Here is a 23497-nt window from a genome sequence, read left to right on the forward strand (position 1 = left end):
AAGGCTTAAGGCTTATTTGTGGTAGGGGTGCCCGGACAATACGGTCCAGGCGCGGTACAGCTGTTCGCCGATCAGTATCCTTACCAACGGGTGGGGCAGTGTCAGCGGCGACAGCGACCAGCGCTGCTCGGCCCGCGCACAGACTTCCGGCGCCAGCCCTTCGGGGCCGCCGACCATGAAGTTGACGGTACGCGAATCCAGCCGCCAGCGGTCCAGCTCGACCGCCAGTTGCTCGGTACTCCAGGGCTTGCCATGGACCTCCAGGGTGACAATCCGTTCCCCTGGCTGGACCTTGGCGAGCATGGCCTCACCCTCCTGACGGATCAGGCGGGCGACGTCGGCATTCTTGCCCCGGGTATTGAGCGGTATTTCCACCAGCTCCAGCGACAGCTCCGCGGGCAGGCGCTTGGCATATTCATGCCAACCGTCCTCGACCCACTTGGGCATGCGCGAGCCGACCGCGATCAGACGCAGACGCACGAGCCTTCCTTATTCCCGATCTTTCAGCTTGTCTGCAAAGTCGTGGGTGTTTTCCGGGCTGTGGTGCTTGCCATCGGCGGCACGGCTCTGCTCGGCACCCATCCACAGACGCTCAAGGTCGTAGAACTGACGGGCAGCGGCAGTCATCATGTGGACGATGACATCATTCAGGTCCAGCAGTACCCAGTCGCTGTCGCCCTTGCCTTCTTCGCCCAACGGCTGCACGCCCTTGGCCTTGACCTGCTCACGGACCTTTTCCAGCATCGCGCTGATCTGGCGGTTGGAGGTACCGGTGGCGATGATCATGTAGTCGGTCAGGCTGTGCTTTTCTTTTACGTCGATAACCTGGATGTCCTGGGCCTTGACGTCTTCCAGGGCGGACTTGGTCAGTTCGACCAGCTCTTCGGCGCTGACGTTGTGTTTTTGCTTGGTCATATAAAACTCATTCAACTCAATAGTATGAGGCGCTTCTCAGCACCCTCAGTTCGGCGCACGGTAAAGGTTGTGCGCATCGATGTAGGCCAGTACTGCGTCCGGCACCAGAAACCGCACCGACTTGCCGCTGGCCAGCAGCTGTCGGATCTGCGTGGCTGACACCGCAAGCGGCGTCTGCCAGACGAATGCAATATTCCCGGCAGGCCCTTCAAGGGCCTGCGGATCACTGACCGAACGTGCGGCCAGCAGGTTGCGCAAGGCATCCGGCGGCTCGACGTCGGCATCCGGGCGTTGCAGCACCAGGATGTGACAGTGTTGCAGCAATTCTTCCCAACGGTGCCAACTGGGCAGGCCGCAGAACGCGTCCCAGCCCAGCAGCAGAAACAGCTGCTCCGAGGCGGCCATTTCAGCACGCATCAGTTCCAGCGTTTCGATGGTGTACGACGGCTTGTCACGGGCCAGTTCGCGGGCATCGACCGACAGCGTAGGCACGCCCTGAACCGCGCACTGGACCATCGCCAGCCGGTCCTGGGCCGACACTTGCGGCGTATCACGGTGCGGCGGGCGGGCGTTGGGCATCAGCCGCAGCTCGTCGAGCGCCAGCACTTCGGCGACCTCCAGCGCACTGCGCAGGTGTCCGATGTGCACCGGGTCGAAAGTCCCGCCGAGCACGCCGATGCGCCGGGCGGGCGACATCGTCGAGACTGGGGCGAGCGGTTTGCGCTCGGCCAAGTCAGAGCGACTCCTGTCCGCGCAGCTGACCGTCGCCGATCACCACGTATTTTTCGCAGGTCAGGCCTTCCAGGCCAACCGGGCCACGGGCGTGCAGCTTGTCGGTGGAAATCCCGATCTCCGCGCCCAGGCCGTACTCGAAACCGTCGGCAAAGCAGGTCGGGGTATTGATCATTACCGACGACGAATCGACCTCGGCCATGAACTGGCGAGCCTGCGCCTGGTGTTCGGTAACGATGGAATCGGTATGGTGCGAGCCATAGCGATTGATGTGTTCGATGGCCTGGTCCAGACCGTCCACTACGCGGATCGACAGAATCGCCGCGAGGTATTCGGTGTTCCAGTCCGTTTCGGTCGCCGGCAGCGCCTCGATGATTTTCAGCGTGCGCTCACAACCGCGCAGTTCGACGCCTTTTTCCCGAAATTGGCGGGCCATTTCCGGCAGGAACTCGGCCGCGACCGACTGATCGACCAGCAGGGTTTCCATCGCCCCGCAGATGCCGTAGCGGTAGGTCTTGGCGTTGAAGGCGATGCGCCGGGCCTTGTCCAGCTCGGCGTGCTCAGCCACATAGACGTGGCAGATACCATCGAGGTGCTTGATCACCGGCACGCGCGCGTCGCGGCTGATGCGCTCGATCAGGCCCTTGCCGCCGCGCGGCACGATGACGTCGACGAACTCCGGCATGCTGATCAATGCGCCAACCGCCTCGCGATCGGTGGTTTCGACCACTTGCACCACCGCCGCCGGCAAGCCGGCCTCGGCCAGGCCGCGCTGGATGCAGGCGGCAATGGCACGGTTGGAATGGATGGCTTCGGAGCCGCCGCGCAAGATGGTGGCGTTGCCCGACTTCAGGCACAGGCTGGCAGCATCGATGGTCACGTTCGGACGCGATTCGTAAATGATGCCGATTACCCCCAGCGGCACGCGCATCTTGCCGACCTGGATACCCGATGGCCGGTAGCTCATGTCGCGGATCGCGCCGACCGGGTCCGGCAGGCTGGCCACCTGGCGCAGGCCGACGATCATGCCGTCGATGCGTGCCGGGGTCAGCGCCAGGCGCTCGAGCATGGCCGCTTCCAGGCCATTGGCGCGGCCAGCAGCGAGGTCCAGCTCGTTGGCGGCGGTCAGCTCGGCGCGGGCAGCGTCCAGGGCGTTGGCGGCGGCTTGCAGGGCGCGGTTCTTTTGCGCAGTGCTGGCACGGCCGATCACGCGCGACGCCGCGCGGGCAGCGCGACCCAGGCGGGTCATGTAGTCAAGAACGGACTCAGTCATGGGCTCAGTGGTCTTGGCGAAGGGGAAAATCGGATGATTATAACTGTCGTGTGGCCCCACGCCCAGCGGTGACAGGCGGATGGTCGAAAAGAGTGCCGGCCCCTCGCTTCATAATGGCCATTCAGGGTTGGTTAAGACAGAAATTGCTATCATCGCCCACCTGTCCACCCGCGAACCTGCCCGCATGCCAGACTCCGCCCCCTGCCCGCCCAAGGCCCTGCCCGACAGCTTCTTCGACCGCGACGCTGGCGAATTGGCCAGGGCCCTGCTGGGCAAGGTCATCCGCCACCGCCACGGCCCGTACTGGCTGGCGGCGCGAATCATCGAGACCGAGGCCTACTACCTCAGCGACAAGGGCAGCCACGCCTCGCTCGGCTACACCGAAAAACGCCGGGCGCTGTTTCTCGACGGCGGGCACATCTACATGTATTACGCCCGGGGCGGCGACTCGCTGAACTTCAGCGCCCACGGGCCGGGCAATGCGGTGTTGATCAAATCGGCCTACCCCTTCGTCGATGCCTTGTCGGATGACAACAGCCTGGCACAGATGCAACTGAACAACCCTGACGCCAGCGGCCAGGCGCGCCCGCCCGAACGCCTGTGCGCCGGCCAGACCCTGCTGTGCAAGGCCCTGGGCCTGAAAGTGCCGCACTGGGACGGCAAACGCTTTGATCCCGAGCAGCTGTTTGTCGAGGACTGCGGTATCAAAGTGAAACAAATTATCCAGACCACCCGCTTGGGGATTCCCCACGGCCGCGATGAACATCTGCCCTACCGTTTCGTCGACGCCGACTTTGCCCGCCATTGCACACGGAACCCGCTGCGCCGGGGCCAAGTCGAAGGCCGGGACTACTTTTTACTGACACAAGGAAACTGACACGATGGGCCCATGGCTCGACAGCCTGACCACCTGGCTCAGCGCCAACCCGCAGTGGCTGGGATTAGCGATTTTTCTGGTGGCCTGCGTGGAATGCCTGGCGATTGCCGGGATTATCGTCCCCGGCACCGTTTTGCTGTTCGCCGTCGCGGTACTGGCCGGCAGCGGTGCCTTGAGCCTTGGCGAAACCCTGTTGCTGGGCTTTGCCGGTGGTTTGCTCGGCGACGCGATCTCCTACACCTTAGGCCGGCGCTTTCACCAGAACATCCGCCGCTTGCCGCTGCTGCGCCACCATCCGGAATGGATCGGCAGCGCCGAAACCTACTTTCAGCGCTATGGTATCGCCAGCCTGCTAGTCGGGCGCTTCATCGGCCCGCTGCGGCCGATGCTGCCCATGGTCGCCGGCATGTTCGACATGCCGCTGCCGCGTTTTATCGCCGTCAGCCTGCTGGCCGGGGCCGGTTGGGCAGTGGCTTACCTGCTGCCGGGCTGGGCAACCGGCGCGGCCATGCGCCTGCCGTTGCCGGAAGGCTTCTGGCCACAGGCTGGGGTAGTGATGGGCGGCCTGGCGGTGCTGGTCGGCCTGAGCATCAACAGCAGCCTGCGCAGCATGCGCCGCGGCACCCGGCTGATTGCCGGGATGAGCTTGCTGGCCCTGACCGGGCTGTTTCTCGGCTGGCCATACCTGACCCAGTTCGACCAGGGCCTGATGACCCTGATCCAGGAGAACCGCAGCCGCGCCATCGACGGCACAGTGGTACTGATCACCCGCCTCGGCGATTTCCGAACCCAGTTCTTCCTCGGCAGCCTGCTCACCGGCCTGTTATTGCTGGCCCGCCAGTGGCGCCCGGCGATTTTCGCCGGCAGCACCCTGATCGGCACGGCCCTGGCCAATGGCAGCCTCAAGTGGCTGTTTGCCCGGGCGCGCCCGGAGGTACTCACTGATCCGCTGACCACCTACAGCATGCCCAGCGGCCACAGCTCGGCGTCGTTTGCGTTCTTCCTGGTACTGGCGGTGCTGGCCGGGCGCGGGCAGCCGCCGCGCATGCGCCTGACCTGGATCATGCTGGGTTGCATTCCGGCACTGGCGATCGCGCTGTCACGGGTGTACCTGGGGGCGCACTGGCCGACCGACATCCTCGCCGGCGCCATGCTCGCCTGCTGCGTGTGCGCTACCAGCCTGACCCTGACCCAATACCGGCAACCACTCACCGCCCTGCCGCTACGGGTCTGGTGGCTGATCCTGCCGGCCTGCGTCGCCCTGCTGGCGTTCTTCGCCCTGCACTCGCTGCCGCACGCCTTGCTGCGCTACCAGTACTGAGGCATCAGGCGAACAGCTCGCCTTGCAGCCGGTCAAGCAGCGCCTGGATAGCCTCCAGGCGCTTGAGCGGTGAGTCGATGGCCAGCAGGTCGAGTTTGTCTTCTTCAACGAACGGCAACAGGTAGGCGAGCTGGTTGGCCAGGGCCTGCTGGCCTTGCACCGTCACCGGCATGCCCAGCGCCTCGACCATCGGGTGCTCGCCCAGGGCTTGCAGCAGCGCCAGCAAGTCGTGATGGTCATCTTCCAGCGGCTCGTCGGCAAGCTCCGGCAGCCACGACACATCAGCGACCAGCAACTGGTCCTTCTGCACCTCGAACGGCCCGACACGAAAGCGCCGGGTGCCTTCGACCCGAATCCCCAGCAGGCCGTTGTCCTGCTGCTGAAAATCGCGAATCAGCGCCTCGCAGCCAACCTGCGAGAAACCGCTGGGCGCAGCGCCAACCTGCTCGCCCTCAAGGATGCACACCACGCCAAAACCGCCGCCCTGCTTCATGATGCGACCAATCATGTCCAGGTAACGCGCCTCGAAGATCTGCAGATCGAGAAAGCAGCCCGGGAACAGCACGGTATTGAGCGGAAACAGGGGTAACGTCATTGCAACTCCTCAAGCAACCAGGCTAACCGCCAGTGGCAGGAATACCGCCGTGGCAACCCCCATCAGGCTCATCGCCAGGGCCGCGAAGGCCCCGCATTCTTCACTTTCCTGCAGCGCTACCGAAGTACCAACCGCATGCGCAGTCACGCCTAAAGCCATGCCGCGCGCTTCAGGGCTGTGCACACCACAACGCGACAGCAGCGCCGGGCCGAAAATCGCCCCGATCACCCCGGTGATCAACACGAACACCGCCGCCAGCGCGGCCACACCGCCAATCTGCTCGGCCACCAGCATGGCAATCGGCGAGGTCACCGATTTTGGCGCCATGGTCATCAGGATCATGTGCTCGGCGCCAAACCACCAGCCCAGCAACAGGCAGGCGCCGGTGGCGAACACCCCTCCGATTACCAGCGTAGTAAAGGTCGGCCAGAACAGCTGGCGAATGCGCCGCAGGTTGAGATAGAGCGGCACCGCCAGGGCCACGGTCGCCGGGCCCAGAAGGATGTTCATGATCTCGGTGCTTTTGCGATATTCGCTGTAAGTCAGGCCACAGCCCAGCAGTACGCCAATGACTACCAGCATCGACACCAGCACCGGCTGCAGGAAGATCCAGCGGGTTTTCTCGTAGGCCGCCAGCACCAGCTGGTAGGCGCCCAGGGTGATGCCGATGCCAAACAGCGGATGGTGGATGACGGCGTTAACGGCGCCGCTCCAGTCCAGGCTCATGGCTGCTCCTCATGGCTGCCCTGGCGGGCCATCAGCTTGTGCATCAGCACGCCGACGAACACCAGGGTGAGCAGCGCCGACAGCACCAGGGCGCCGACGATGGCCCAGAAGTCGGCGGCGATATCCGCGGCATAGACCATTACCCCCACCGCCGGCGGCACCAGCAGCAGTGGCAAGTAGCGCAGCAGGCTGTTGGCCGCCTCGCTCAGGGGCGCGCCCACCTCGCCACGCAGCATCAGGTACACCAGCAGCAACAGCAGGCCGATGATCGGCCCGGGGAGGATCGGCACCACCAGGTGATTGATCGCCGTTCCGAGCAACTGGAACAGCACCAGCCAGGTCAAACCACGCAACAGCATAAGCATCTCCTTGAGGCCTGGCGGCCATTATAAGCACGCTAACGACCGGGCTATAAGCCGATCTTCGCCGACTTGACCACTTCCTGCAGGCGTGCTGATCTTAGACTTTCGAATCTGCCGAAGTCATAACAAAACCAAAGACAATCTGGAGAGTCACAATGCCCTATGTACCTGTTGCAGAGCTTTCGCAGTACGTTGGAAAGGAACTGGGACGTTCCGAATGGCTGACCATCGATCAACAGCGCATCAACCTGTTTGCCGAGGCGACCGGCGACTTTCAGTTCATCCATGTCGACCCGGACAAGGCGGCAAAAACGCCATTTGGCAGCACCATCGCTCACGGTTTTCTCACCCTGTCGCTGATCCCCAAGTTGATGGAAGGCATTCTGGTTGTGCCTGAAGGCCTGAAAATGGCCGTCAACTATGGCCTGGACAGCGTGCGTTTCATCCAGCCGGTGAAAGTCGACAGCAAGGTGCGGCTCAAGGTCGATCTGGCCGAGGTGACCGAGAAGAAACCCGGACAGTGGCTGCTCAAGGTCACCGCCACCCTGGAAATCGAAGGCCAGGAAAAACCTGCCTATATCGCCGAACCGCTGTCGCTCTGCTTCATCTGAGCCAGGCACTGGGTGAAACCGTCCTGGCGACTGTTTCACCCCCCGCGTTCTACGGCATACTCGGGGCCTCACTTGTCCGGACCCCGCCATGCGCCCACTCGTTCCCCTTGCCCTGACCCTGCTACTGGCCGCTTGCGGTGACGGCGAACCCCTGTCGCCGCCCGATGCGCGCCTGCCCGATGGCGGCCGCTATCGGGGCGAGGTGGTCGACGGCCTGCTGCAAGGTGCCGGGCGCATCGACTACCCCAACGGCAGTTGGTACAAGGGCAACTTCCTCAATGGCCAGTGGCATGGCCAGGGTGAATGGCATGGTAGCAATGGCGAGGTCTACCGCGGCGGGTTCCAGCAGGGCCTGTTCCACGGCCTGGGCACCCTGAAAACACCGGGCAGCAGCTACACCGGTGGGTTCAAGCTCGGCCGCCGCGACGGCGAAGGCACCCTCAAGGAACCCGGCCTGCTTTACCGTGGCCAGTTCAAGGACGACCAGTACCACGGCGCCGGCCATCTCGAACTGGCTGACGGCAGCCAATACCAGGGCCTGTTCGCCCGCGGCAAACCCAATGGCGAAGGCATCCGCAGCGACGCCAGCGGCAACCAGTTCAGCGGCCGTTTCGTCAACGGCCAGCTCGAAGGCAGCGGTACCTTCAACAGCGCCGAAGGCGACCAGTACATCGGTGCCTTCCATGACAACCGCCTGGAAGGCCGCGGCCGTTACGAAAACACCGATGGTGACGTGTGGATCGGCCAGTTCAAGGACGGCTCGCTCAGCGGCAAGGGCGAGCTGATCGGCAGCGACGGCAGCCACTACAAGGGTTATTTTCGCGACTGGCGGTTTTCCGGTAACGGGCGCCTGCAGTTGCCGGACGGCAGTGTCTATGTCGGCGGCTTCGAGAACGACACCTACCAGGGCAACGGCCGCCTGACCCTGCTCGACGGGCGCAATGAAAGCGGCCAGTGGCTCAATGGCCAGCGCGTGCGCGACGAGCACGGCAAACTGCTGCCCGACCCGCTGGAACTGGCGCTGCTCAACCAGGGCGGCCTGCTCGACCAAGCGCTGGCCAAGGTGCCGGCCTCGACCCCGGACATCGAACTCTACAGCCTGGCCCTGGGGGGCGATGGCAAACAGAGCGTGTTCCTGCGCGAGGCCGATTACGTCAGCAACATGCTCAAGAGCCGCTTTGGCGCGGTCGGCCAGATCAGCCTGGTCAACCACCGCGACCACCTCAGCGACCGGCCCATGGCCACCCGCGAGAACCTTGCCCGCGCCGTGCGCACCCTGGCCGAACGCAGCGGCCCGGAAGACCTGGTGTTCATCTACCTGACCAGCCACGGCAGCCACGAGCACGAACTGGTACTCGACCAGCCGCGCCTGCAACTGGCAGACCTGCCCGCCGATGCCCTGGCCACGACCCTGGCGCCCTTGAAAGACCGCGACAAGATCATTGTCATCTCGGCCTGTTATTCAGGCGGCTATATCGCCCCGCTCAAAGACGAGCGGACCCTGATCATGACCGCCTCGCGCGCCGACCGGGTGTCGTTCGGCTGCTCCGAAGAAGCCGACTTCACCTACTTTGGCGACGCCCTGTTCGCCCAGGCCCTGAACCAGACCGACGACCTGCAGCAGGCCTTCGAGCGGGCCAGCGCCAGCGTCTCCGAGCGTGAGGCAATCGAAGGCTTCGATGCCTCCGAGCCGCAGATCTGGGCACCCAAGGGCGTACTCGATCACTGGCAGCGCCTGCGCCAGCAACAAGCGCGCAAAGCCTTGCAAAGTGATGCGGGCAAGCAACAGGCCGAGCATGCAAAAAATGCTGGCAACCACTAAGCTGACTGTATCAAGGGAGAGACATCATGTACTTGACGCCTCAGCACATCCTGCTTGCCGGAGCCACCGGTCTTACCGGTGAACACTTACTTGATCGGCTGCTCAACGAGCCCACCGTCAGCCGCGTATTGGCCCCCACCCGTCGCCCCCTGGCCGAACACCCGCACCTGGAAAACCCGGTGGGTGACCCGGCGGTGTTCCTCCCGCAACTGGCAGGTCGCGTCGACATCGCCTTCTGCTGCCTGGGCACCACGATCAAGCAGGCAGGGTCCGAGCCGGCCTTTCGCGCGGTCGACCTGGACATGGTCGTCGCCTTCGGCAAACGCGCCCGAGAGTTGGGCGCGCGGCACCTTCTGGTGGTCAGCGCCCTGGGCGCCGACCGCAGATCGCCGATCTTCTACAACCGGGTCAAAGGCGAAATGGAGGCCGCATTGAAGGCCCAGGACTGGCCGCAACTGACCATCGCCCGGCCTTCGCTGCTGCTGGGTGACCGCATCGAACCGCGGATGTCGGAACGCTTGGCCGGGCCGCTGTCGAAGCTGATCCCGGGCAAGTACCGGGGCATCGAGGCCTGCCAACTGGCCAGGGCGCTGTGGCGTTTGGCGCTGGAAGAGCAGGACGGGATCCGGATTGTCGAGTCGGATGAATTGCGCCGGTTGGGCAAGTAGCAATCGCGGGGCAACCCCCTCCCACAGAGTGTGTGGGATCGGGCTTGCCCCGCGATCAGGCCAGCCGCTACAACCCGCCCGTCGCCTGAAAGCCAATTCCCAGCGCGGTCAATACCGACAGCGGCAGCAGTACGGTATCAAGCAAGGCACTACCCGGCAGGTCCAGCCCGGGATACTTCGGCGCCTCGGCGCCAAAGCGGTCAATGGCGCAACAACCGCCCTGCAACGCATACAGATCCAGGCGCGTACCGGCATACACCACCGGCGCCCCCGGCTTGGCCGCATCCAGGGTGCGCACGCTGGCGCAACCGCTAGCCATCACGCACAGCAGCATCACGCCCAGCAGGCGCTTCATTCATCCGCGCCCAGATGATGCTCGCCCCAACGCGGCAGCATGTCCTGGGGAATGTTCAGCAGGTTGAGGATCCGTGCGACAACAAAGTCGATCAGGTCGTCGATGGTCTGCGGCTGATGATAAAAGCCCGGCGCCGCCGGCAGGATCACCGCGCCCATGTTCGACAGCTTGAGCATGTTCTCCAGGTGGATGGTCGAGAACGGTGCCTCACGCGGCACCAGGATCAACTGCCGACGCTCCTTCAGGGTCACGTCTGCAGCCCGCTCGATCAGATTGTTGCAGGCGCCGGTGGCAATCGCCGACAAGGTCCCGGTCGAGCACGGCACCACCACCATCGCCGCCGGCGCGCCAGAGCCCGAGGCGACCGGCGACATCCAGTCTTCCTTGCCATACACGCGGATCTGCCCGGCGGCAGCGCCGGTGTACTCGGTGAGGAAGGCTTGCATGGCTTGCGGTTTGGCCGGCAGCAACACATCAGTCTCGGTGGCCATCACCAGTTGCGCGGCCTTGGAGATCAGAAAATGCACCTCGCGGTCTTCGCGCACCAGGCAATCGAGCAGGCGCAGCCCATACTGCGCCCCCGAAGCCCCGGTCATGGCCAGGGTGATGCGTTCCGGCCCGCTCATTTCAGCGCCTCGGCCAACTTGCCGTGCAGGCCGCCGAAGCCGCCATTGCTCATGATCACCACCTGGGTGCCGGGCTTGGCCTGGCTCTTGACCCGTTCGATGATCGCTTCAAGGCTGTCGGCCACCACAGCCGGCACCTTGCATTCGGCGGCGGTGGCGGCCAAGTCCCAGCCCAGGTTCGGCGGTGCGTACCAGATCACCTGGTCGGCATCGTTGACGCTCTCGGGCAGGCCATCGCGGTGGGCGCCGAGCTTCATCGAGTTGGAGCGCGGCTCGATCACGGCAATCAGCGGAGCATCGCCGATGCGTTTGCGCAAGCCATCGAGGGTGGTGGCGATAGCGGTCGGGTGGTGAGCGAAGTCGTCATAGATGGTCACGCCCTGTACTTCAGCGACCTTTTCCATCCGCCGCTTGACGCTCTTGAACGCGCTCAATGCGGCAATACCCATGGCCGGTACCACGCCGACATGACGTGCAGCCGCCAAAGTAGCCAGGGCGTTGGCGACGTTGTGCTGCCCGGTCAGCTCCCACTCGACCACGCCCTGGGTTTCGCCTTCGAAGCTGACTTCGAAACGCGAACCGTCGGCGCTGAGCAGTTTGACCTGCCACTGCCCGCCTTCACCGGTGGTCTGCACCGGCGTCCAGCAGCCCATCTTGATCACGCGCTCAAGGGCCGGCTCGGTGGTCGGATGGATCACCAGGCCTTCGCTTGGAATGGTTCGCACCAAGTGGTGGAACTGTCGCTCGATGGCGGCCAGGTCAGGGAAGATATCCGCATGATCGAACTCAAGATTATTGAGGATCGCGGTACGGGGACGGTAGTGCACGAACTTCGAGCGCTTGTCGAAGAAGGCGCTGTCATATTCGTCGGCCTCGACCACGAAGAACGGCGTGCCGCCCAGGCGCGCCGAGACCGAGAAATTCTGCGGCACGCCGCCGATCAGGAAGCCCGGGCTCATGCCGGCGTGCTCCAGCACCCAGGCAAGCATGCTGCTGGTGGTGGTCTTGCCATGGGTGCCGGCAACCGCCAGCACCCAGCGGCCTTGCAGCACGTGGTCGGCCAGCCACTGCGGGCCCGACACGTAGGGCAGGCCCTTGTTCAGTACGTACTCGACTGCCGGGTTGCCCCGCGACAGGGCGTTGCCGATCACCACCAGGTCGGGCGCCGGGTCCAGTTGGGCGGCGTCATAGCCCTGGGTCAGTTCGATGCCCTGGGCTTCAAGCTGGGTGCTCATCGGTGGGTAGACGTTGGCATCGGAGCCGGTGACCCGATGGCCAAGCTCCTTGGCCAGCACGGCCAGCGAACCCATGAAAGTGCCGCAAATACCGAGAATATGAATGTGCATGATCGACCTCGCAAAACGTCGAGGCAGGGTAGCCTAGGGCGCGACAAATCGCATCCTGTGTTTCGCTCAGGCGTCCCGGGCGATGCCGTGTTTGCGAAGTTTTCGATACAAGGTATTACGGCTAACCCCCAACTGCGCGGCGACATGGGTCATGTGCCAGCGCTGCTGCTCCAGCACTGCCAGCAAGGCGTTGCGCTCGGCGCTGTCCAGCAGCGGCGCGGGGTTATCCACAGGTGAGGAGCTTTTGATAAGTGTCGGCGGCTGGCGAACGACCGCCGGCAGGTCGGCAAACTCGATGTGCCCCTCTTCGCTCAGCGCCACCAAGGTACGCAGGACGTTGCGCAGCTGGCGCACGTTGCCCGGCCAGGCGAAGTCGAGCAACGCCCGGCGCGCCGCAGGGTCCAGGCTTACGCTTTGCTCACCGGCCTCTTCGGCCAGGATGAAGTCGAGCAACTGCGACTTGTCGCTGCGCTCGCGCAAGGCCGGCAGATCGATTTCCAGGCCGTTGAGACGGTAGTAAAGGTCTTCGCGGAAACTGCCATCCTCGACCCGCTCGAGCAAGTTGCGGTGGCTGGCGCTGATGATGCGCACGTTGACGGCCTGCGGTTCGCCGCCGATGGGCACCACCATGCGGTCTTCCAGCACCCGGAGCAAACGGGTCTGCAGGGCCAGCGGCATGTCGCCGATCTCGTCCAGCAATAGCGTGCCACCGTCGGCCTGCTGCAGCTTGCCGCGCATGCCCTCCTTGCGCGCCCCGGTAAAACTGCCGCCGCGATAGCCGAACAGCTCGCTCTCGATCAGGCTCTCGGGGATCGACGCACAGTTGAGGGCAACAAACGCCTTGCTGCTGCGTTGGCTGGCCTGGTGCACGGCTTTGGCGAAGGCCTCCTTGCCGCAACCGGTCTCGCCGCGCAGCAGCAATGGCACATCGCGTTCGAACACACGAACGGCCCGGCGAAAATCGTTCTGCAGGGCCGGATCGACCAGGCAGATACCACCGGGCTGCGAGGTTTTCGCCGGGGCAACAAACGGCGCCGCTGCCGGCGGCAGCGAACGCACCTGGCCGCGCAGACTGGCGAACAATACCCGGCCATCGCGGGTGCGTAATGGCCAACTGGTGTTGGCCTGGGCAGTGGCGCGGCTGAACAGCTCGTCCTGGGCACAATCGAAGAACATATCCACAGGCTTGCCGAGCACACCGCCACGGATGGTGCCCAGCAGGTTCAAGGCGCTCTGGTTGACCGCGCAGATCCGCCCGTCGCCATCAAAAGCCAGCAGCCCTTCGCTGAACATTCCTACCGATTCGGCCTGCAGATGAAAGCGCAGGAGGAACTGGTTATCGAAATAGCGCAAAAAGTAGCTGCTCTCGATCATCTTCGCCGAGAGGTTGACCAGCGCCATGGTGTGAAACTGGCTCTGGCGCGAAACATCAGCGCGGGCAGACGAGACATCGAGCACCGCCAGCAACTCGCCGTGCGGGTCGAACACCGGGCTGGCCGAGCAGGTCAGGCCGGTATGACGGCCACGAAAGTGCTCATCCTGGTGGATGGTTACCGCCTGGCGCTCGACCAGGCAGGTGCCGATGCCGTTGGTACCTTCACGTGCCTCGCTCCAGTCGGCACCCAGCCACAGCCCGGCGCGCTCGAAGATGCGCCGTTCGGTAGGCGCGGTGACGCAATTGAGGATGACCCCGCGGGCATCGGTGAGCAGCACCGCATGGCCGGCACCGGACAGCTGCTGGTGCAGGCTGTTCATCTCGTTGCCTGCGATCTGCAGTACCTGCTGCAAGCGCTCGCGGCTTTCCAGCACGCGGCCGTGCTCGAGCACGGTCGGGGCCATGCTCTGGGCCGGATCCAGGTGATAGTCCTCAAGGCAACGCAGCCAGGAACGGGCAATCGACGGATCGCTGCCGGGGCCCTGTGCCAGGGCCTTGCCCTGGGTCACGGTGAGGACTTGCCGGGCATGCCGGCTAAGGTGATTGCTCTGCACTTTTTATTGTTCTCCGCAGACGAGATAAGCCCAGCATCCTCCACCCGTCGGCGCAATGCAATGCTGGCTTGACCGCCGGGTCACGCTTTGTGTCAGCAACGGTACAAAGTGTCACCCAGGCTGTACCGGCGCCGCTACAGCGCCCTTCCTGCACCTGCGTAAAAACCTGCCAAGCCCTTGATTTAACTGGGGTCGGCCACACTGGCCCAACCCTTGCTCTATGCTTTACATCCTCCCCAACAAGCACAATAGCCAGGAGAAACATCATGCGTTATGCACATCCCGGTACCGAAGGCGCCAAGGTTTCCTTCAAGAGCCGTTACGGGAACTACATCGGTGGCGAGTTCGTTGCCCCAGTCAAAGGCCAGTACTTCGAAAACACCTCGCCGGTGAACGGCCAACTGATCGCCGAATTCCCCCGCTCGACTGCCGAAGACATCGAAAAAGCCCTGGATGCCGCCCACGCCGCCGCTGATGCCTGGGGCACAACTTCGGTGCAGGCACGTTCGCTGATCCTGCTGAAAATCGCCGACCGTATCGAACAGAACCTCGAACTGCTGGCCATCACCGAAACCTGGGACAACGGCAAGGCCATCCGCGAAACCCTCAACGCCGACATCCCGCTGGCTGCCGACCATTTCCGCTACTTCGCCGGTTGCCTGCGCGCCCAGGAAGGCAGCGCCGCCGAAATCGACGGCAACACCGTTGCCTACCACATCCATGAACCACTGGGTGTGGTCGGCCAGATCATCCCATGGAACTTCCCGATCCTGATGGCCGCGTGGAAACTCGCCCCGGCCCTTGCCGCCGGCAACTGCGTGGTACTCAAGCCGGCCGAGCAAACCCCGCTGGGCATCAGCGTGCTGCTGGAGGTGATCGGCGACCTGCTGCCGCCTGGCGTGCTCAACGTGGTGCAAGGTTATGGCCGCGAAGCCGGTGAAGCCCTGGCCACCAGCAAGCGCATCGCCAAGATCGCCTTTACCGGCTCTACCCCGGTCGGTTCGCACATCATGAAATGCGCCGCCGAGAACATCATTCCGTCAACCGTCGAACTGGGCGGCAAGTCGCCGAACATCTTCTTCGAAGACATCATGCAGGCCGAGCAGAGCTTCATCGAGAAAGCCGCCGAAGGCCTGGTGCTGGCATTCTTCAACCAGGGCGAGGTGTGCACCTGCCCATCGCGGGCACTGGTGCAGGAGTCGATCTACCCGGCGTTCATGCAAGAGGTGATGAAGAAGATCAAGCAGATCAAGCGCGGCGACCCGCTGGACACCGACACCATGGTCGGCGCCCAGGCCTCCGAGCAACAGTTCGACAAGATCCTCTCGTACCTGGAAATCGCCGAGAAGGAAGGCGCCGAACTGCTCACCGGCGGCAAGGTGGAAAAACTCGAAGGCAGCCTGTCGACCGGCTATTACATCCAGCCGACCCTGCTCAAGGGCACCAACCAGATGCGCGTGTTCCAAGAAGAAATCTTTGGCCCGGTGGTGAGCATCACCACCTTCAAGGACGAAGCCGAAGCCCTGGCGATCGCCAACGACACCGAGTTCGGCCTCGGCGCCGGAGTCTGGACCCGCGACATCAACCGCGCCTACCGCATGGGCCGCGGCATCAAGGCCGGTCGCGTCTGGACCAACTGCTACCACCTGTACCCGGCCCACGCCGCGTTCGGTGGCTACAAAAAGTCCGGCGTCGGCCGTGAAACCCACAAGATGATGCTCGATCACTACCAGCAAACCAAAAACCTGCTGGTCAGCTACGACATCAACCCGCTGGGCTTCTTCTAAACGAGATACAGCGCGGCTTCGAACCGGGGCCGCGCTGGCTCGCTTCCTGCAAGACCATCACCAGACAAACCGGCACCCGCCGGTATTGATAAAAACAACAGGTGAATCCTATGCCAAGCGATCATACCGGCAGCGTGCCGGCAGGCTCTTCTGTCGACTTCGAAAAGGTCGGCTCCGACTATTTCCAACAACGTGAACTGAAAAAGGGCGCCGCCGGCTGGGTATTGCTGGTGGGCCTGGGCGTTGCCTACGTGATATCCGGCGACTATGCCGGCTGGAACTTCGGCCTGGCCCAGGGTGGCTGGGGCGGCATGTTCCTCGCCACCTTGCTGATGGCGACCATGTACCTGTGCATGTGCTTCTCGCTGGCCGAGCTGTCGTCGATGATCCCTACCGCCGGTGGTGGCTACGGTTTTGCCCGCAGCGCCTTCGGGCCCTGGGGCGGGTTTCTCACCGGCACGGCGATCCTCATCGAATACGCGATTGCCCCGGCGGCCATTGCCGTGTTCATCGGCGCCTACTGCCAGTCGCTGTTCGGCATCGGCGGCTGGATGATCTACCTGGCCTTCTACATCATCTTCATCGGCATCCACATTTTTGGGGTCGGTGAAGCGCTCAAGCTGATGTTCATCATCACCGCCGTGGCCGCCATTGCCCTGGGCGTGTTCCTGGTGGCGATGGTGCCGCACTTCGACGTCAACAACCTGTTCGATATAGCCCAGACCGACGCCGTCGGCGCCAGCAGCTTCCTGCCATTCGGTTATGTCGGGGTATGGGCGGCGATCCCTTACGCGATCTGGTTCTTCCTCGCCGTCGAAGGTGTGCCGCTGGCTGCCGAAGAAACCAAGAACCCCAAGCGCGACCTGCCCCGCGGCCTGATCGGCGCCATGCTGGTGTTGCTGGCCTTTGCCCTGCTGATCCTGGTGGTCGGCCCGGGTGGTGCCGGTGCCGAGGCGCTCAAAGCCTCCGGTAACCCGTTGGTGGAGGCGCTGTCGAAGGCCTACGGCGGTTCGACCTGGATGGGCGGTTTCGTCAACCTGGTGGGCCTGGCCGGCCTGATCGCCAGCTTTTTCTCGATTATCTACGCCTATTCGCGGCAGATTTTTGCTTTGTCGCGTGCCGGCTACTTGCCACGCAAGCTCTCGGAAACCAATAAGAGCAAAGCGCCGGTACTGGCCCTGGTGATCCCCGGGATCATCGGCTTTGGCCTGTCGCTGACCGGCCAGGGCGACCTGCTGATCCTGGTCGCGGTGTTCGGCGCTACGCTGTCTTATGTACTGATGATGGCCGCGCACATCACCCTGCGCATCCGTCGGCCGAAAATGGAGCGGCCGTATCGCACCCCGGGCGGCATCTTCACTTCGGGCGTGGCCCTGGTGCTGGCCTGCATCGCGGTGGTGGCGGGCTTTCTGGTCGACCCACGGGTAGTGATTGGCGCCGCGGCGATTTATGCGGTATTGATTGCCTACTTTGCTTTCTACAGCCGGCACCACCTGGTCGCCGGGACCCCGGAAGAAGAATTCGCCGCGATCCAGAAGGCCGAAGAGGCCCTGCACTGATCAACGCCACCTACGCCGCAGGCCAGCCCTGCGGCGTTCTGGAGAGTCTGTATGGCAAGTTTTGTTCACACGGCAGGCAACCAGACCTACCGTTTCGACAGCCTCAAGGAAGTCATGGCCAAGGCCAGCCCGGCGCGTTCGGGTGACTTTCTCGCCGGTGTCGCCGCCAGCAACGACGGCGAACGGGTAGCGGCGCAGATGGCCCTGGCCGACATCCCGCTCAAGCATTTTCTGACTGAAGCGCTGATCCCCTACGAAGACGATGAAGTCACCCGGCTGATCATCGACACCCATGATGCCAATGCCTTTGCCGCCGTCAGCCACCTGACCGTCGGCGGGCTGCGTGACTGGCTACTCAGCGAAGCCGCCGATGAAGACAGCCTGCGTGCCCTGGCCCCGGGGCTGATCCCGGAAATGGCTGCGGCCGTGTCGAAAATCATGCGCGTGCAGGACCTGGTGCTGGTGGCGCAGAAGATCCGCGTGGTCACCCGTTTTCGCGGCACCATGGGCCTGCGCGGGCGCCTGTCGACCCGCCTGCAGCCCAACCACCCGACCGACGAGCCGGCCGGGATTGCCGCGAGCATTCTCGACGGTCTGCTTTACGGCAATGGCGATGCGATGATCGGCATCAACCCGGCCACCGACAGCATTGCCTCGATCTGCGCCTTGCTGGAGATGCTCGACGCCATCATCCAGTGCTATGACATCCCCACCCAGGCCTGTGTGCTGACCCACGTCACCACCTCGATCGAGGCGATCAACCGCGGCGTGCCACTGGACCTGGTGTTCCAGTCGATTGCCGGAACCGAAGCGGCCAACGCCAGCTTCGGCATTAACCTCAATGTGCTCAAGGAGGGTTACGACGCAGGTCTGAGCCTCAACCGCGGCACCCTCGGGCAGAACTTGATGTACTTCGAGACCGGCCAGGGCAGCGCCCTCTCGGCCAACGCCCACCATGGCGTCGACCAGCAGACCTGCGAAACCCGCGCCTACGCCGTGGCCCGTCACTTCAAGCCGTTTCTGGTCAACACCGTGGTCGGTTTCATCGGCCCGGAGTACCTGTACAACGGCAAGCAGATCATTCGCGCCGGGCTTGAAGACCACTTCTGCGGCAAGTTGCTGGGCGTGCCCATGGGCTGCGACATCTGCTACACCAACCATGCCGAAGCCGACCAGGACGACATGGACATGCTCCTGACCCTGCTGGGTGTGGCCGGTATCAACTTCATCATGGGCATCCCCGGCTCCGACGACATCATGCTCAACTACCAGACCACTTCATTCCATGATGCGCTCTACGCCCGGCAAACCCTGGGCCTCAAGCCTGCGCCGGAGTTCGAAAGCTGGCTGGCGCGCATGGGTATCTTCACCCAGGCCGACGGCCGGGTGCGTTTCGGTGACAACCTGCCACCGGCCTTCCGCCAGGCCCTGGCGCAACTGGGATAAGCGAGTCGACTATGGCCAATACTCCCCAACACGACAACAGCGCCAATCCCTGGCTGGAACTGCGCCGCCTGACCCCGGCGCGCATCGCCCTGGGCCGCACCGGCACCAGCCTGCCGACCGGCGCCCAGCTGGACTTTCAGTTCGCCCACGCCCAGGCCCGCGACGCCGTGCACCTGGCCTTCGACCATGCCGGCCTGCGCCAGCAATTGAGCGAGCGCGGACGTGAAAGCCTGCTGCTGCACAGCGCCGCCGCCGATCGTCACAGCTACCTGCAACGCCCCGATCTGGGGCGCCGCCTGCACGAAGATTCAGCACAACGGCTGCGCGAACACGCCCAGGCCAACCCCGGCGGCGTCGATCTGGCCATCGTGGTTGCCGACGGTCTCTCGGCCCTGGCCGTGCATCGCCATACCCTGCCGTTTCTCGCCCGCCTGGAAGAACAGAGCGCCGCCGACGGCTGGTCGACATCACCGGTGGTGTTGGTCGAACAAGGCCGGGTGGCGGTGGCCGATGAAGTGGGCGAGCTGCTCGGGGCGAAAATGACCGTGATCCTGATCGGCGAACGCCCGGGCTTGAGCTCGCCGGACAGCCTCGGGCTGTACTTCACCTACAACCCCAAGGTCGGCCTCACCGACGCCTACCGCAACTGCATCTCCAACGTGCGCCTGGAAGGCCTGAGCTACGGCATGGCCGCCCACCGCTTGCTGTACCTGATGCGCGAGGCCTGTCGGCGGCAGTTGTCGGGGGTCAATCTGAAGGACGAAGCCCAGGTGCAAACCCTTGAGTCAGACACCGATGCGCCGAAAAGCGGAAATTTCCTGTTGAGTAAACCTTGAGATCGTAGATTGCGCTTTCTAATTGCTTTCAGGCAGCATCTGCCAAGGCTGCCGGCGATTCGCCGCAAACTCCCATGGACCCTGAGGCCTGCTTATGCGAATCATCAAAGCAACCCTGGAACATCTGGACCTGCTTGCCCCGCTGTTCGTCAGATACCGCGAGTTCTACGGCCAGCTGCCCTACCCGGACTCCTCGCGCTCGTTCCTGGAAAAACGCCTGGAGCGTGGCGAGTCGATCATCTACCTGGCCCTGCCGGACGATGACGACAGCAAACTGATGGGCTTTTGCCAGCTCTATCCGAGCTTCTCGTCGCTGTCGCTCAAGCGCGTGTGGATTCTCAACGACATCTATGTCGCCGAAGACTCCCGGCGCATGCTGGTGGCCGACCACCTGATGCGCGAAGCCAAGAAGCTGGCCAAGGAAACCAACGCCGTGCGCCTGCGGGTATCGACCAGCAGCGACAACGAAGTGGCGATGAAAACCTACGAGTCCATCGGATTTCACGAAGACACCGAGTTCAAGAGCTACATCCTGCCTATTCACTCGGACTGATCCGGGCGCAACGGCAGGCGCGATGCCTGCCGTTCACATTCATTCGACATCCGCCGCTACAAACTGCGCAGGCACAATCTGTTCGTAGCCGTATAATGCGCCTCTTCATTGTGTGTGAAACTTTACCCAACTTCCGGGTAGCGACCGTCCGCATTCGCACTGCCAGCCATCGCAAGCCCGTCGCCCGGGTCAAGAACACAAGGTGCTGTACATGGATTTCAACCCGCTGGACCTTATTCTGCATCTCGACGCCTACCTGGACCTGTTGGTCAACAACTACGGCCCGTGGATCTACGCGATCCTGTTCCTGGTGATCTTTTGCGAGACCGGTCTGGTGGTCATGCCGTTCCTGCCGGGTGACTCCCTGCTGTTCATCGCCGGCGCCGTGGCCGCAGGCGGCGGTATGGACCCGGTACTGCTCGGCGGCCTGCTGATGGCGGCGGCCATCCTGGGCGACAGCACCAATTACGTGATTGGCCGAACAGCAGGCGAACGCTTGTTCCGCAACCCCAACTCGAAGATCTTCCGCCGCGACTACCTGCAGCAGACCCACGACTTTTATGAGCGCCATGGCGGCAAGACCGTGACCCTGGCGCGCTTCCTGCCGATCCTGCGCACCTTTGCGCCGTTCGTCGCCGGCATCGCTAAAATGCACTACCCGCGCTTTCTCGGTTTCAGCGTCGCCGGCACCGTGCTCTGGGTAGGCGGCCTGGTCACCCTCGGCTACTTCTTCGGCAACGTGCCGTTCATCAAGCAGAACCTGTCGCTGATGATCGTCGCCATCATCCTGCTGTCGCTGGTGCCGATGATCATCGGCATCGTGCGCAGCCGCATGGGCCGCAACGAAGCCAAGGTTCACTAAGCCCGGTTTATGTGGTCGCTGAGCGCCTGGCGCCGTCGCCGCACCCTGGCCCGACACCCGCTCGACCCGCAGCGCTGGCAGCGGGTGCGCGAGCGCCTGCCGATGCTCGATGGCCTGAGCGACGAAGAAGACCAATGGCTGCGTGAAGCCTGCGTGTTGTTCCTCGATCACAAGCACCTGACCGCCCTGCCCGGGGTAGAGCTGGACGGCGAGCAGCGGCTGTTTCTTGCCGCCCAGGCGCAACTGCCGCTGCTGCACCTGGGCGAGCTGAACTGGTACCAGGGTTTTCACGAAATCATCCTCTACCCCGACGACTTCGTAAGCCCCCAGCGCCATCGCGACGCCAGCGGCATCGAACACGAATGGGACGGCGAGCACAGCGGCGAAGCCTGGCAGCAGGGCCCGGTGATCCTGGCCTGGCCTGGCGTGCTGGCCAGTGGCGGCTGGGAAGGCTACAACCTGGTGATCCACGAACTGGCGCACAAGCTCGACATGCTCAATGGCGACGCCAACGGCCTGCCGCCGCTGCACAGTGACCTGCGCGTCAGCGACTGGGCCCAGGTCATGCAAGCGGCCTTTGACGACCTCAACGCCCAGCTCGACCGCAACCCCGACGCCGAAACCGCCATCGACCCCTATGCCGCGGAAAACCCGGCAGAATTCTTCGCCGTCACCTGCGAATACTTCTTCAGCGCCCCGGACCTGCTCAACGACGCCTACCCCGCGGTGTACCAGCAATTGCGCGGCTTCTACCGCCAGGACCCGCTGGCCCGCCTGCAGCAGTTGCAGCGCCACCACCCGCATTACCAGGACGCGCAGGACTGAGCCTGCCGGACATCCGCCCGGGCGTGGCAAGCGCGCTGGAATGTGCCTATAATCGCGACCAATTTTTGGCCAAACATGGGGGCACTGCCCAATGAGCTACAGCAAGATTCCGGCTGGCAAAGACCTGCCGAACGACATCTACGTCGCCATCGAGATTCCAGCCAACCACGCGCCGATCAAATACGAGATCGACAAGGACAGCGACTGCCTGTTCGTTGACCGTTTCATGGCTACCCCGATGTTCTACCCGGCCAACTACGGCTACATCCCCAACACCCTGGCCGACGACGGTGACCCCCTCGACGTGCTGGTTGTTACCCCGTACCCGGTAGCGCCAGGCTCGGTCATCCGCGCCCGTCCGGTCGGCATCCTGAACATGACCGACGACGGCGGCGGCGACGCCAAAGTCATCGCCGTACCGCACGACAAACTGTCGCAACTGTACGTCGACGTCAAAGAATACACCGACCTGCCAGCCCTGCTGATCCAGCAGATCGAGCACTTCTTCGCGAACTACAAAGATCTCGAGAAAGGCAAGTGGGTCAAGATCGAAGGCTGGGATGGCGCTGACGCCGCCCGCGCTGCGATCACCAAGTCGGTTGCCGCTTACAAAGGCTAAGCAAGCGCTTGAGCAAAAAGCCCCGCACACGCGGGGCTTTTTGTTTCAGGGCAAGAACAACCCATCAAGGTAGGAGCGGCGGTGCGACGCCTCGACTTGTCCCGCGATAGCTGACTGTCAGCCACATCGCATCGCGGGGCAAGCCCGCTCCCACAGCAAAGACAGCTACCTTCTTAAGCCCGATTCATTCCCAAACCCACATCATCAACAATCGCCTTGGCGAGCCCGCTCAGATAAAAAGCGGCCCACATCATGTCGCCGTCTTCATCCATAACCCCCGCCCGGATCAGCTTGTGCACACATCCCAGCAGGGTTGAAGCCTGCTCCAGCGCGTAATCGCACGGCACGCCCGGCGTAATCCGAAATAGCCCCATGGGCAATTGCTGGCTGCTGATAAAGCTCGCGATACCTACCGTCTCGTCGTACGAATCCTTGCTCATGCCATCACTCCCTCTTCCACGGCCAGCAGCTTGCTCAGCGCATGCTCGACCAACGCCCTGGCCATCTCGGCCGAATGCAGCACATTCACCAGCATGCCCTGGCCGGGTTCGTTGGCATGGGCTCGGCAGAATTCGTCGGTGGTTTCATGGATACCGCGCAGCAGTTCGCTGGCATAGGCCAGGGAATCAGGAGGGATCAGGTCGCTGTGGATGGAGAAGTAGGGGGTGGTGGTGTTGTTGCGAGATATATCGGAATACGGTGGGTCGGGGACGATCTTCTTCATGACGTACCTCCTATATCTATCAGGAGCTACCTCCGCATCCCTCTCACAGGATTAGGGTGGCAGCCGTA

The 23497-nt window shown here is 63.4% G+C and carries 26 protein-coding genes; 13 read left to right on the forward strand and 13 right to left on the reverse strand.

The features are described 5' to 3' along the window. Positions 1 to 12: 12 nt before the first annotated feature. From rlmH to LOY54_RS24025, 4 genes are read right to left on the reverse strand one after another with little or no spacing between them, the layout of a single operon-like run. Entirely contained in the window at positions 13 to 480 is a 468-nt protein-coding gene (gene rlmH / locus LOY54_RS24010) for a 23S rRNA (pseudouridine(1915)-N(3))-methyltransferase RlmH (protein ID WP_045199875.1), read from the reverse strand. Between the two features lie 9 nt (positions 481 to 489). Further along, complete coding sequence (rsfS, locus tag LOY54_RS24015; protein WP_045199877.1) at positions 490 to 915, reverse strand: ribosome silencing factor; 426 nt, start codon at positions 913 to 915, stop codon at positions 490 to 492. A 45-nt stretch (positions 916 to 960) separates the two neighbouring features. Then, positions 961 to 1611, reverse strand: a complete 651-nt coding sequence (gene nadD / locus LOY54_RS24020) for a nicotinate-nucleotide adenylyltransferase (protein ID WP_050990013.1) — start codon at positions 1609 to 1611, stop codon at positions 961 to 963. A gap of 37 nt (positions 1612 to 1648) precedes the next feature. Then, positions 1649 to 2920, reverse strand: coding sequence for a glutamate-5-semialdehyde dehydrogenase (locus LOY54_RS24025; RefSeq protein WP_045199881.1), 1272 nt, complete (start codon positions 2918 to 2920; stop codon positions 1649 to 1651). A gap of 184 nt (positions 2921 to 3104) precedes the next feature. Here LOY54_RS24025 and LOY54_RS24030 point away from each other — a divergent pair, with 184 nt between their 5' ends. Both LOY54_RS24030 and LOY54_RS24035 read left to right on the forward strand, forming a co-directional pair. Next, complete coding sequence (locus LOY54_RS24030; protein ID WP_258608174.1) at positions 3105 to 3797, forward strand: DNA-3-methyladenine glycosylase; 693 nt, start codon at positions 3105 to 3107, stop codon at positions 3795 to 3797. 4 nt (positions 3798 to 3801) lie between these two features. Beyond that, positions 3802 to 5118, forward strand: coding sequence for a bifunctional DedA family/phosphatase PAP2 family protein (locus LOY54_RS24035; protein WP_258608176.1), 1317 nt, complete (start codon positions 3802 to 3804; stop codon positions 5116 to 5118). Between the two features lie 4 nt (positions 5119 to 5122). On the opposite strand, the gene LOY54_RS24040 is transcribed toward LOY54_RS24035, so the two are convergent. The 3 genes from LOY54_RS24040 to LOY54_RS24050 are packed head-to-tail and all read right to left on the reverse strand — an operon-like array spanning position 5123 to position 6798. Further along, a complete protein-coding gene (locus tag LOY54_RS24040) occupies positions 5123 to 5713 on the reverse strand; it encodes an LON peptidase substrate-binding domain-containing protein (protein WP_258608178.1) in 591 nt (196 codons plus the stop codon). A 9-nt stretch (positions 5714 to 5722) separates the two neighbouring features. Continuing rightward, a complete protein-coding gene (locus LOY54_RS24045; protein ID WP_045199887.1) occupies positions 5723 to 6439 on the reverse strand; it encodes an LrgB family protein in 717 nt (238 codons plus the stop codon). Next, entirely contained in the window at positions 6436 to 6798 is a 363-nt protein-coding gene (locus LOY54_RS24050; RefSeq protein WP_045199889.1) for a CidA/LrgA family protein, read from the reverse strand. Before LOY54_RS24050 ends, LOY54_RS24045 begins: the two co-directional genes overlap by 4 nt. 158 nt (positions 6799 to 6956) lie before the next feature. Between LOY54_RS24050 and LOY54_RS24055 the strand changes: the two genes are divergently transcribed. From LOY54_RS24055 to LOY54_RS24065, 3 genes are all read left to right on the forward strand, one after another. After that, positions 6957 to 7412 carry a MaoC family dehydratase gene (locus LOY54_RS24055; protein WP_045199890.1) on the forward strand — a complete coding sequence of 152 codons (456 nt, stop codon included), beginning with the start codon at positions 6957 to 6959 and terminating at the stop codon, positions 7410 to 7412. 88 nt (positions 7413 to 7500) lie between these two features. Further along, entirely contained in the window at positions 7501 to 9234 is a 1734-nt protein-coding gene (locus tag LOY54_RS24060; RefSeq protein WP_093379172.1) for a C13 family peptidase, read from the forward strand. Positions 9235 to 9260: 26 nt separating this feature from the next. Beyond that, positions 9261 to 9902 (forward strand): oxidoreductase, encoded by a 642-nt coding sequence (locus LOY54_RS24065; RefSeq protein ID WP_258608180.1) that lies wholly within the window; start codon positions 9261 to 9263, stop codon positions 9900 to 9902. Between the two features lie 67 nt (positions 9903 to 9969). On the opposite strand, the gene LOY54_RS24070 is transcribed toward LOY54_RS24065, so the two are convergent. From LOY54_RS24070 to LOY54_RS24085, 4 genes are all read right to left on the reverse strand, one after another. Beyond that, positions 9970 to 10257 (reverse strand): YceK/YidQ family lipoprotein, encoded by a 288-nt coding sequence (locus LOY54_RS24070; RefSeq protein WP_093379169.1) that lies wholly within the window; start codon positions 10255 to 10257, stop codon positions 9970 to 9972. Further along, positions 10254 to 10883 (reverse strand): flavin prenyltransferase UbiX, encoded by a 630-nt coding sequence (gene ubiX, locus LOY54_RS24075; RefSeq protein ID WP_045199899.1) that lies wholly within the window; start codon positions 10881 to 10883, stop codon positions 10254 to 10256. Before ubiX ends, LOY54_RS24070 begins: the two co-directional genes overlap by 4 nt. After that, on the reverse strand, positions 10880 to 12229 hold the full coding sequence (gene mpl, locus LOY54_RS24080) for a UDP-N-acetylmuramate:L-alanyl-gamma-D-glutamyl-meso-diaminopimelate ligase (RefSeq protein ID WP_045199905.1): 1350 nt from the start codon (positions 12227 to 12229) through the stop codon (positions 10880 to 10882). Before mpl ends, ubiX begins: the two co-directional genes overlap by 4 nt. 66 nt (positions 12230 to 12295) lie before the next feature. Further along, complete coding sequence (locus LOY54_RS24085) at positions 12296 to 14218, reverse strand: sigma-54-dependent Fis family transcriptional regulator (RefSeq protein ID WP_258608183.1); 1923 nt, start codon at positions 14216 to 14218, stop codon at positions 12296 to 12298. A gap of 266 nt (positions 14219 to 14484) precedes the next feature. On the opposite strand from LOY54_RS24085, the gene LOY54_RS24090 reads away from it, so the two are divergent. The 8 genes from LOY54_RS24090 to ppa all read left to right on the forward strand — a co-directional run bounded on the left by LOY54_RS24090 (position 14485) and on the right by ppa (position 22705). Continuing rightward, on the forward strand, positions 14485 to 16005 hold the full coding sequence (locus LOY54_RS24090; RefSeq protein WP_123565105.1) for an aldehyde dehydrogenase family protein: 1521 nt from the start codon (positions 14485 to 14487) through the stop codon (positions 16003 to 16005). A gap of 110 nt (positions 16006 to 16115) precedes the next feature. After that, complete coding sequence (gene eat / locus LOY54_RS24095; RefSeq protein WP_045199911.1) at positions 16116 to 17564, forward strand: ethanolamine permease; 1449 nt, start codon at positions 16116 to 16118, stop codon at positions 17562 to 17564. Between the two features lie 51 nt (positions 17565 to 17615). Beyond that, positions 17616 to 19010, forward strand: coding sequence for an ethanolamine ammonia-lyase subunit EutB (locus LOY54_RS24100; protein ID WP_258608185.1), 1395 nt, complete (start codon positions 17616 to 17618; stop codon positions 19008 to 19010). Between the two features lie 11 nt (positions 19011 to 19021). Continuing rightward, the gene (eutC, locus tag LOY54_RS24105; protein WP_258608187.1) at positions 19022 to 19846 is read left to right on the forward strand and encodes an ethanolamine ammonia-lyase subunit EutC; all 825 of its coding nucleotides are present in this window, start codon (positions 19022 to 19024) and stop codon (positions 19844 to 19846) included. A gap of 94 nt (positions 19847 to 19940) precedes the next feature. Further along, positions 19941 to 20399, forward strand: a complete 459-nt coding sequence (locus tag LOY54_RS24110; RefSeq protein WP_123565102.1) for a GNAT family N-acetyltransferase — start codon at positions 19941 to 19943, stop codon at positions 20397 to 20399. A gap of 211 nt (positions 20400 to 20610) precedes the next feature. After that, complete coding sequence (locus LOY54_RS24115) at positions 20611 to 21261, forward strand: DedA family protein (RefSeq protein WP_038998563.1); 651 nt, start codon at positions 20611 to 20613, stop codon at positions 21259 to 21261. A 9-nt stretch (positions 21262 to 21270) separates the two neighbouring features. Next, positions 21271 to 22086, forward strand: coding sequence for a zinc-dependent peptidase (locus tag LOY54_RS24120; RefSeq protein WP_213603161.1), 816 nt, complete (start codon positions 21271 to 21273; stop codon positions 22084 to 22086). 91 nt (positions 22087 to 22177) lie between these two features. Beyond that, the gene (ppa, locus tag LOY54_RS24125) at positions 22178 to 22705 is read left to right on the forward strand and encodes an inorganic diphosphatase (RefSeq protein ID WP_007933577.1); all 528 of its coding nucleotides are present in this window, start codon (positions 22178 to 22180) and stop codon (positions 22703 to 22705) included. Positions 22706 to 22878: 173 nt separating this feature from the next. Here the strand turns inward: ppa and LOY54_RS24130 are convergent, their stop codons facing one another. Together LOY54_RS24130 and LOY54_RS24135 are read right to left on the reverse strand one after the other, a co-directional pair. Beyond that, positions 22879 to 23145 carry a DUF3077 domain-containing protein gene (locus tag LOY54_RS24130; protein ID WP_045199922.1) on the reverse strand — a complete coding sequence of 89 codons (267 nt, stop codon included), beginning with the start codon at positions 23143 to 23145 and terminating at the stop codon, positions 22879 to 22881. Next, positions 23142 to 23429 (reverse strand): hypothetical protein, encoded by a 288-nt coding sequence (locus LOY54_RS24135; RefSeq protein WP_258608192.1) that lies wholly within the window; start codon positions 23427 to 23429, stop codon positions 23142 to 23144. The genes LOY54_RS24130 and LOY54_RS24135 overlap by 4 nt, the downstream gene beginning before the upstream one ends. Between the last annotated feature and the right edge of the window lie 68 nt (positions 23430 to 23497).

The sequence above is a fragment of the Pseudomonas sp. B21-032 genome, from assembly GCF_024748965.1.
Lineage (GTDB): Bacteria > Pseudomonadota > Gammaproteobacteria > Pseudomonadales > Pseudomonadaceae > Aquipseudomonas.

Coding starts and splice junctions, on each gene's coding strand:
- rsfS (WP_045199877.1), bottom strand. CDS start 915: ATGACCAAGCAAAAACACAACGTCAGCGCCGAAGAGCTGGTCGAACTG.
- nadD (WP_050990013.1), bottom strand. CDS start 1,611: ATGTCGCCCGCCCGGCGCATCGGCGTGCTCGGCGGGACTTTCGACCCG.
- LOY54_RS24025 (WP_045199881.1), bottom strand. CDS start 2,920: ATGACTGAGTCCGTTCTTGACTACATGACCCGCCTGGGTCGCGCTGCC.
- LOY54_RS24030 (WP_258608174.1), top strand. CDS start 3,105: ATGCCAGACTCCGCCCCCTGCCCGCCCAAGGCCCTGCCCGACAGCTTC.
- LOY54_RS24035 (WP_258608176.1), top strand. CDS start 3,802: ATGGGCCCATGGCTCGACAGCCTGACCACCTGGCTCAGCGCCAACCCG.
- LOY54_RS24040 (WP_258608178.1), bottom strand. CDS start 5,713: ATGACGTTACCCCTGTTTCCGCTCAATACCGTGCTGTTCCCGGGCTGC.
- LOY54_RS24045 (WP_045199887.1), bottom strand. CDS start 6,439: ATGAGCCTGGACTGGAGCGGCGCCGTTAACGCCGTCATCCACCATCCG.
- LOY54_RS24050 (WP_045199889.1), bottom strand. CDS start 6,798: ATGCTGTTGCGTGGTTTGACCTGGCTGGTGCTGTTCCAGTTGCTCGGA.
- LOY54_RS24055 (WP_045199890.1), top strand. CDS start 6,957: ATGCCCTATGTACCTGTTGCAGAGCTTTCGCAGTACGTTGGAAAGGAA.
- LOY54_RS24060 (WP_093379172.1), top strand. CDS start 7,501: ATGCGCCCACTCGTTCCCCTTGCCCTGACCCTGCTACTGGCCGCTTGC.
- LOY54_RS24065 (WP_258608180.1), top strand. CDS start 9,261: ATGTACTTGACGCCTCAGCACATCCTGCTTGCCGGAGCCACCGGTCTT.
- LOY54_RS24070 (WP_093379169.1), bottom strand. CDS start 10,257: ATGAAGCGCCTGCTGGGCGTGATGCTGCTGTGCGTGATGGCTAGCGGT.
- ubiX (WP_045199899.1), bottom strand. CDS start 10,883: ATGAGCGGGCCGGAACGCATCACCCTGGCCATGACCGGGGCTTCGGGG.
- mpl (WP_045199905.1), bottom strand. CDS start 12,229: ATGCACATTCATATTCTCGGTATTTGCGGCACTTTCATGGGTTCGCTG.
- LOY54_RS24090 (WP_123565105.1), top strand. CDS start 14,485: ATGCGTTATGCACATCCCGGTACCGAAGGCGCCAAGGTTTCCTTCAAG.
- eat (WP_045199911.1), top strand. CDS start 16,116: ATGCCAAGCGATCATACCGGCAGCGTGCCGGCAGGCTCTTCTGTCGAC.
- LOY54_RS24100 (WP_258608185.1), top strand. CDS start 17,616: ATGGCAAGTTTTGTTCACACGGCAGGCAACCAGACCTACCGTTTCGAC.
- eutC (WP_258608187.1), top strand. CDS start 19,022: ATGGCCAATACTCCCCAACACGACAACAGCGCCAATCCCTGGCTGGAA.
- LOY54_RS24110 (WP_123565102.1), top strand. CDS start 19,941: ATGCGAATCATCAAAGCAACCCTGGAACATCTGGACCTGCTTGCCCCG.
- LOY54_RS24115 (WP_038998563.1), top strand. CDS start 20,611: ATGGATTTCAACCCGCTGGACCTTATTCTGCATCTCGACGCCTACCTG.
- LOY54_RS24120 (WP_213603161.1), top strand. CDS start 21,271: ATGTGGTCGCTGAGCGCCTGGCGCCGTCGCCGCACCCTGGCCCGACAC.
- ppa (WP_007933577.1), top strand. CDS start 22,178: ATGAGCTACAGCAAGATTCCGGCTGGCAAAGACCTGCCGAACGACATC.
- LOY54_RS24130 (WP_045199922.1), bottom strand. CDS start 23,145: ATGAGCAAGGATTCGTACGACGAGACGGTAGGTATCGCGAGCTTTATC.
- LOY54_RS24135 (WP_258608192.1), bottom strand. CDS start 23,429: ATGAAGAAGATCGTCCCCGACCCACCGTATTCCGATATATCTCGCAAC.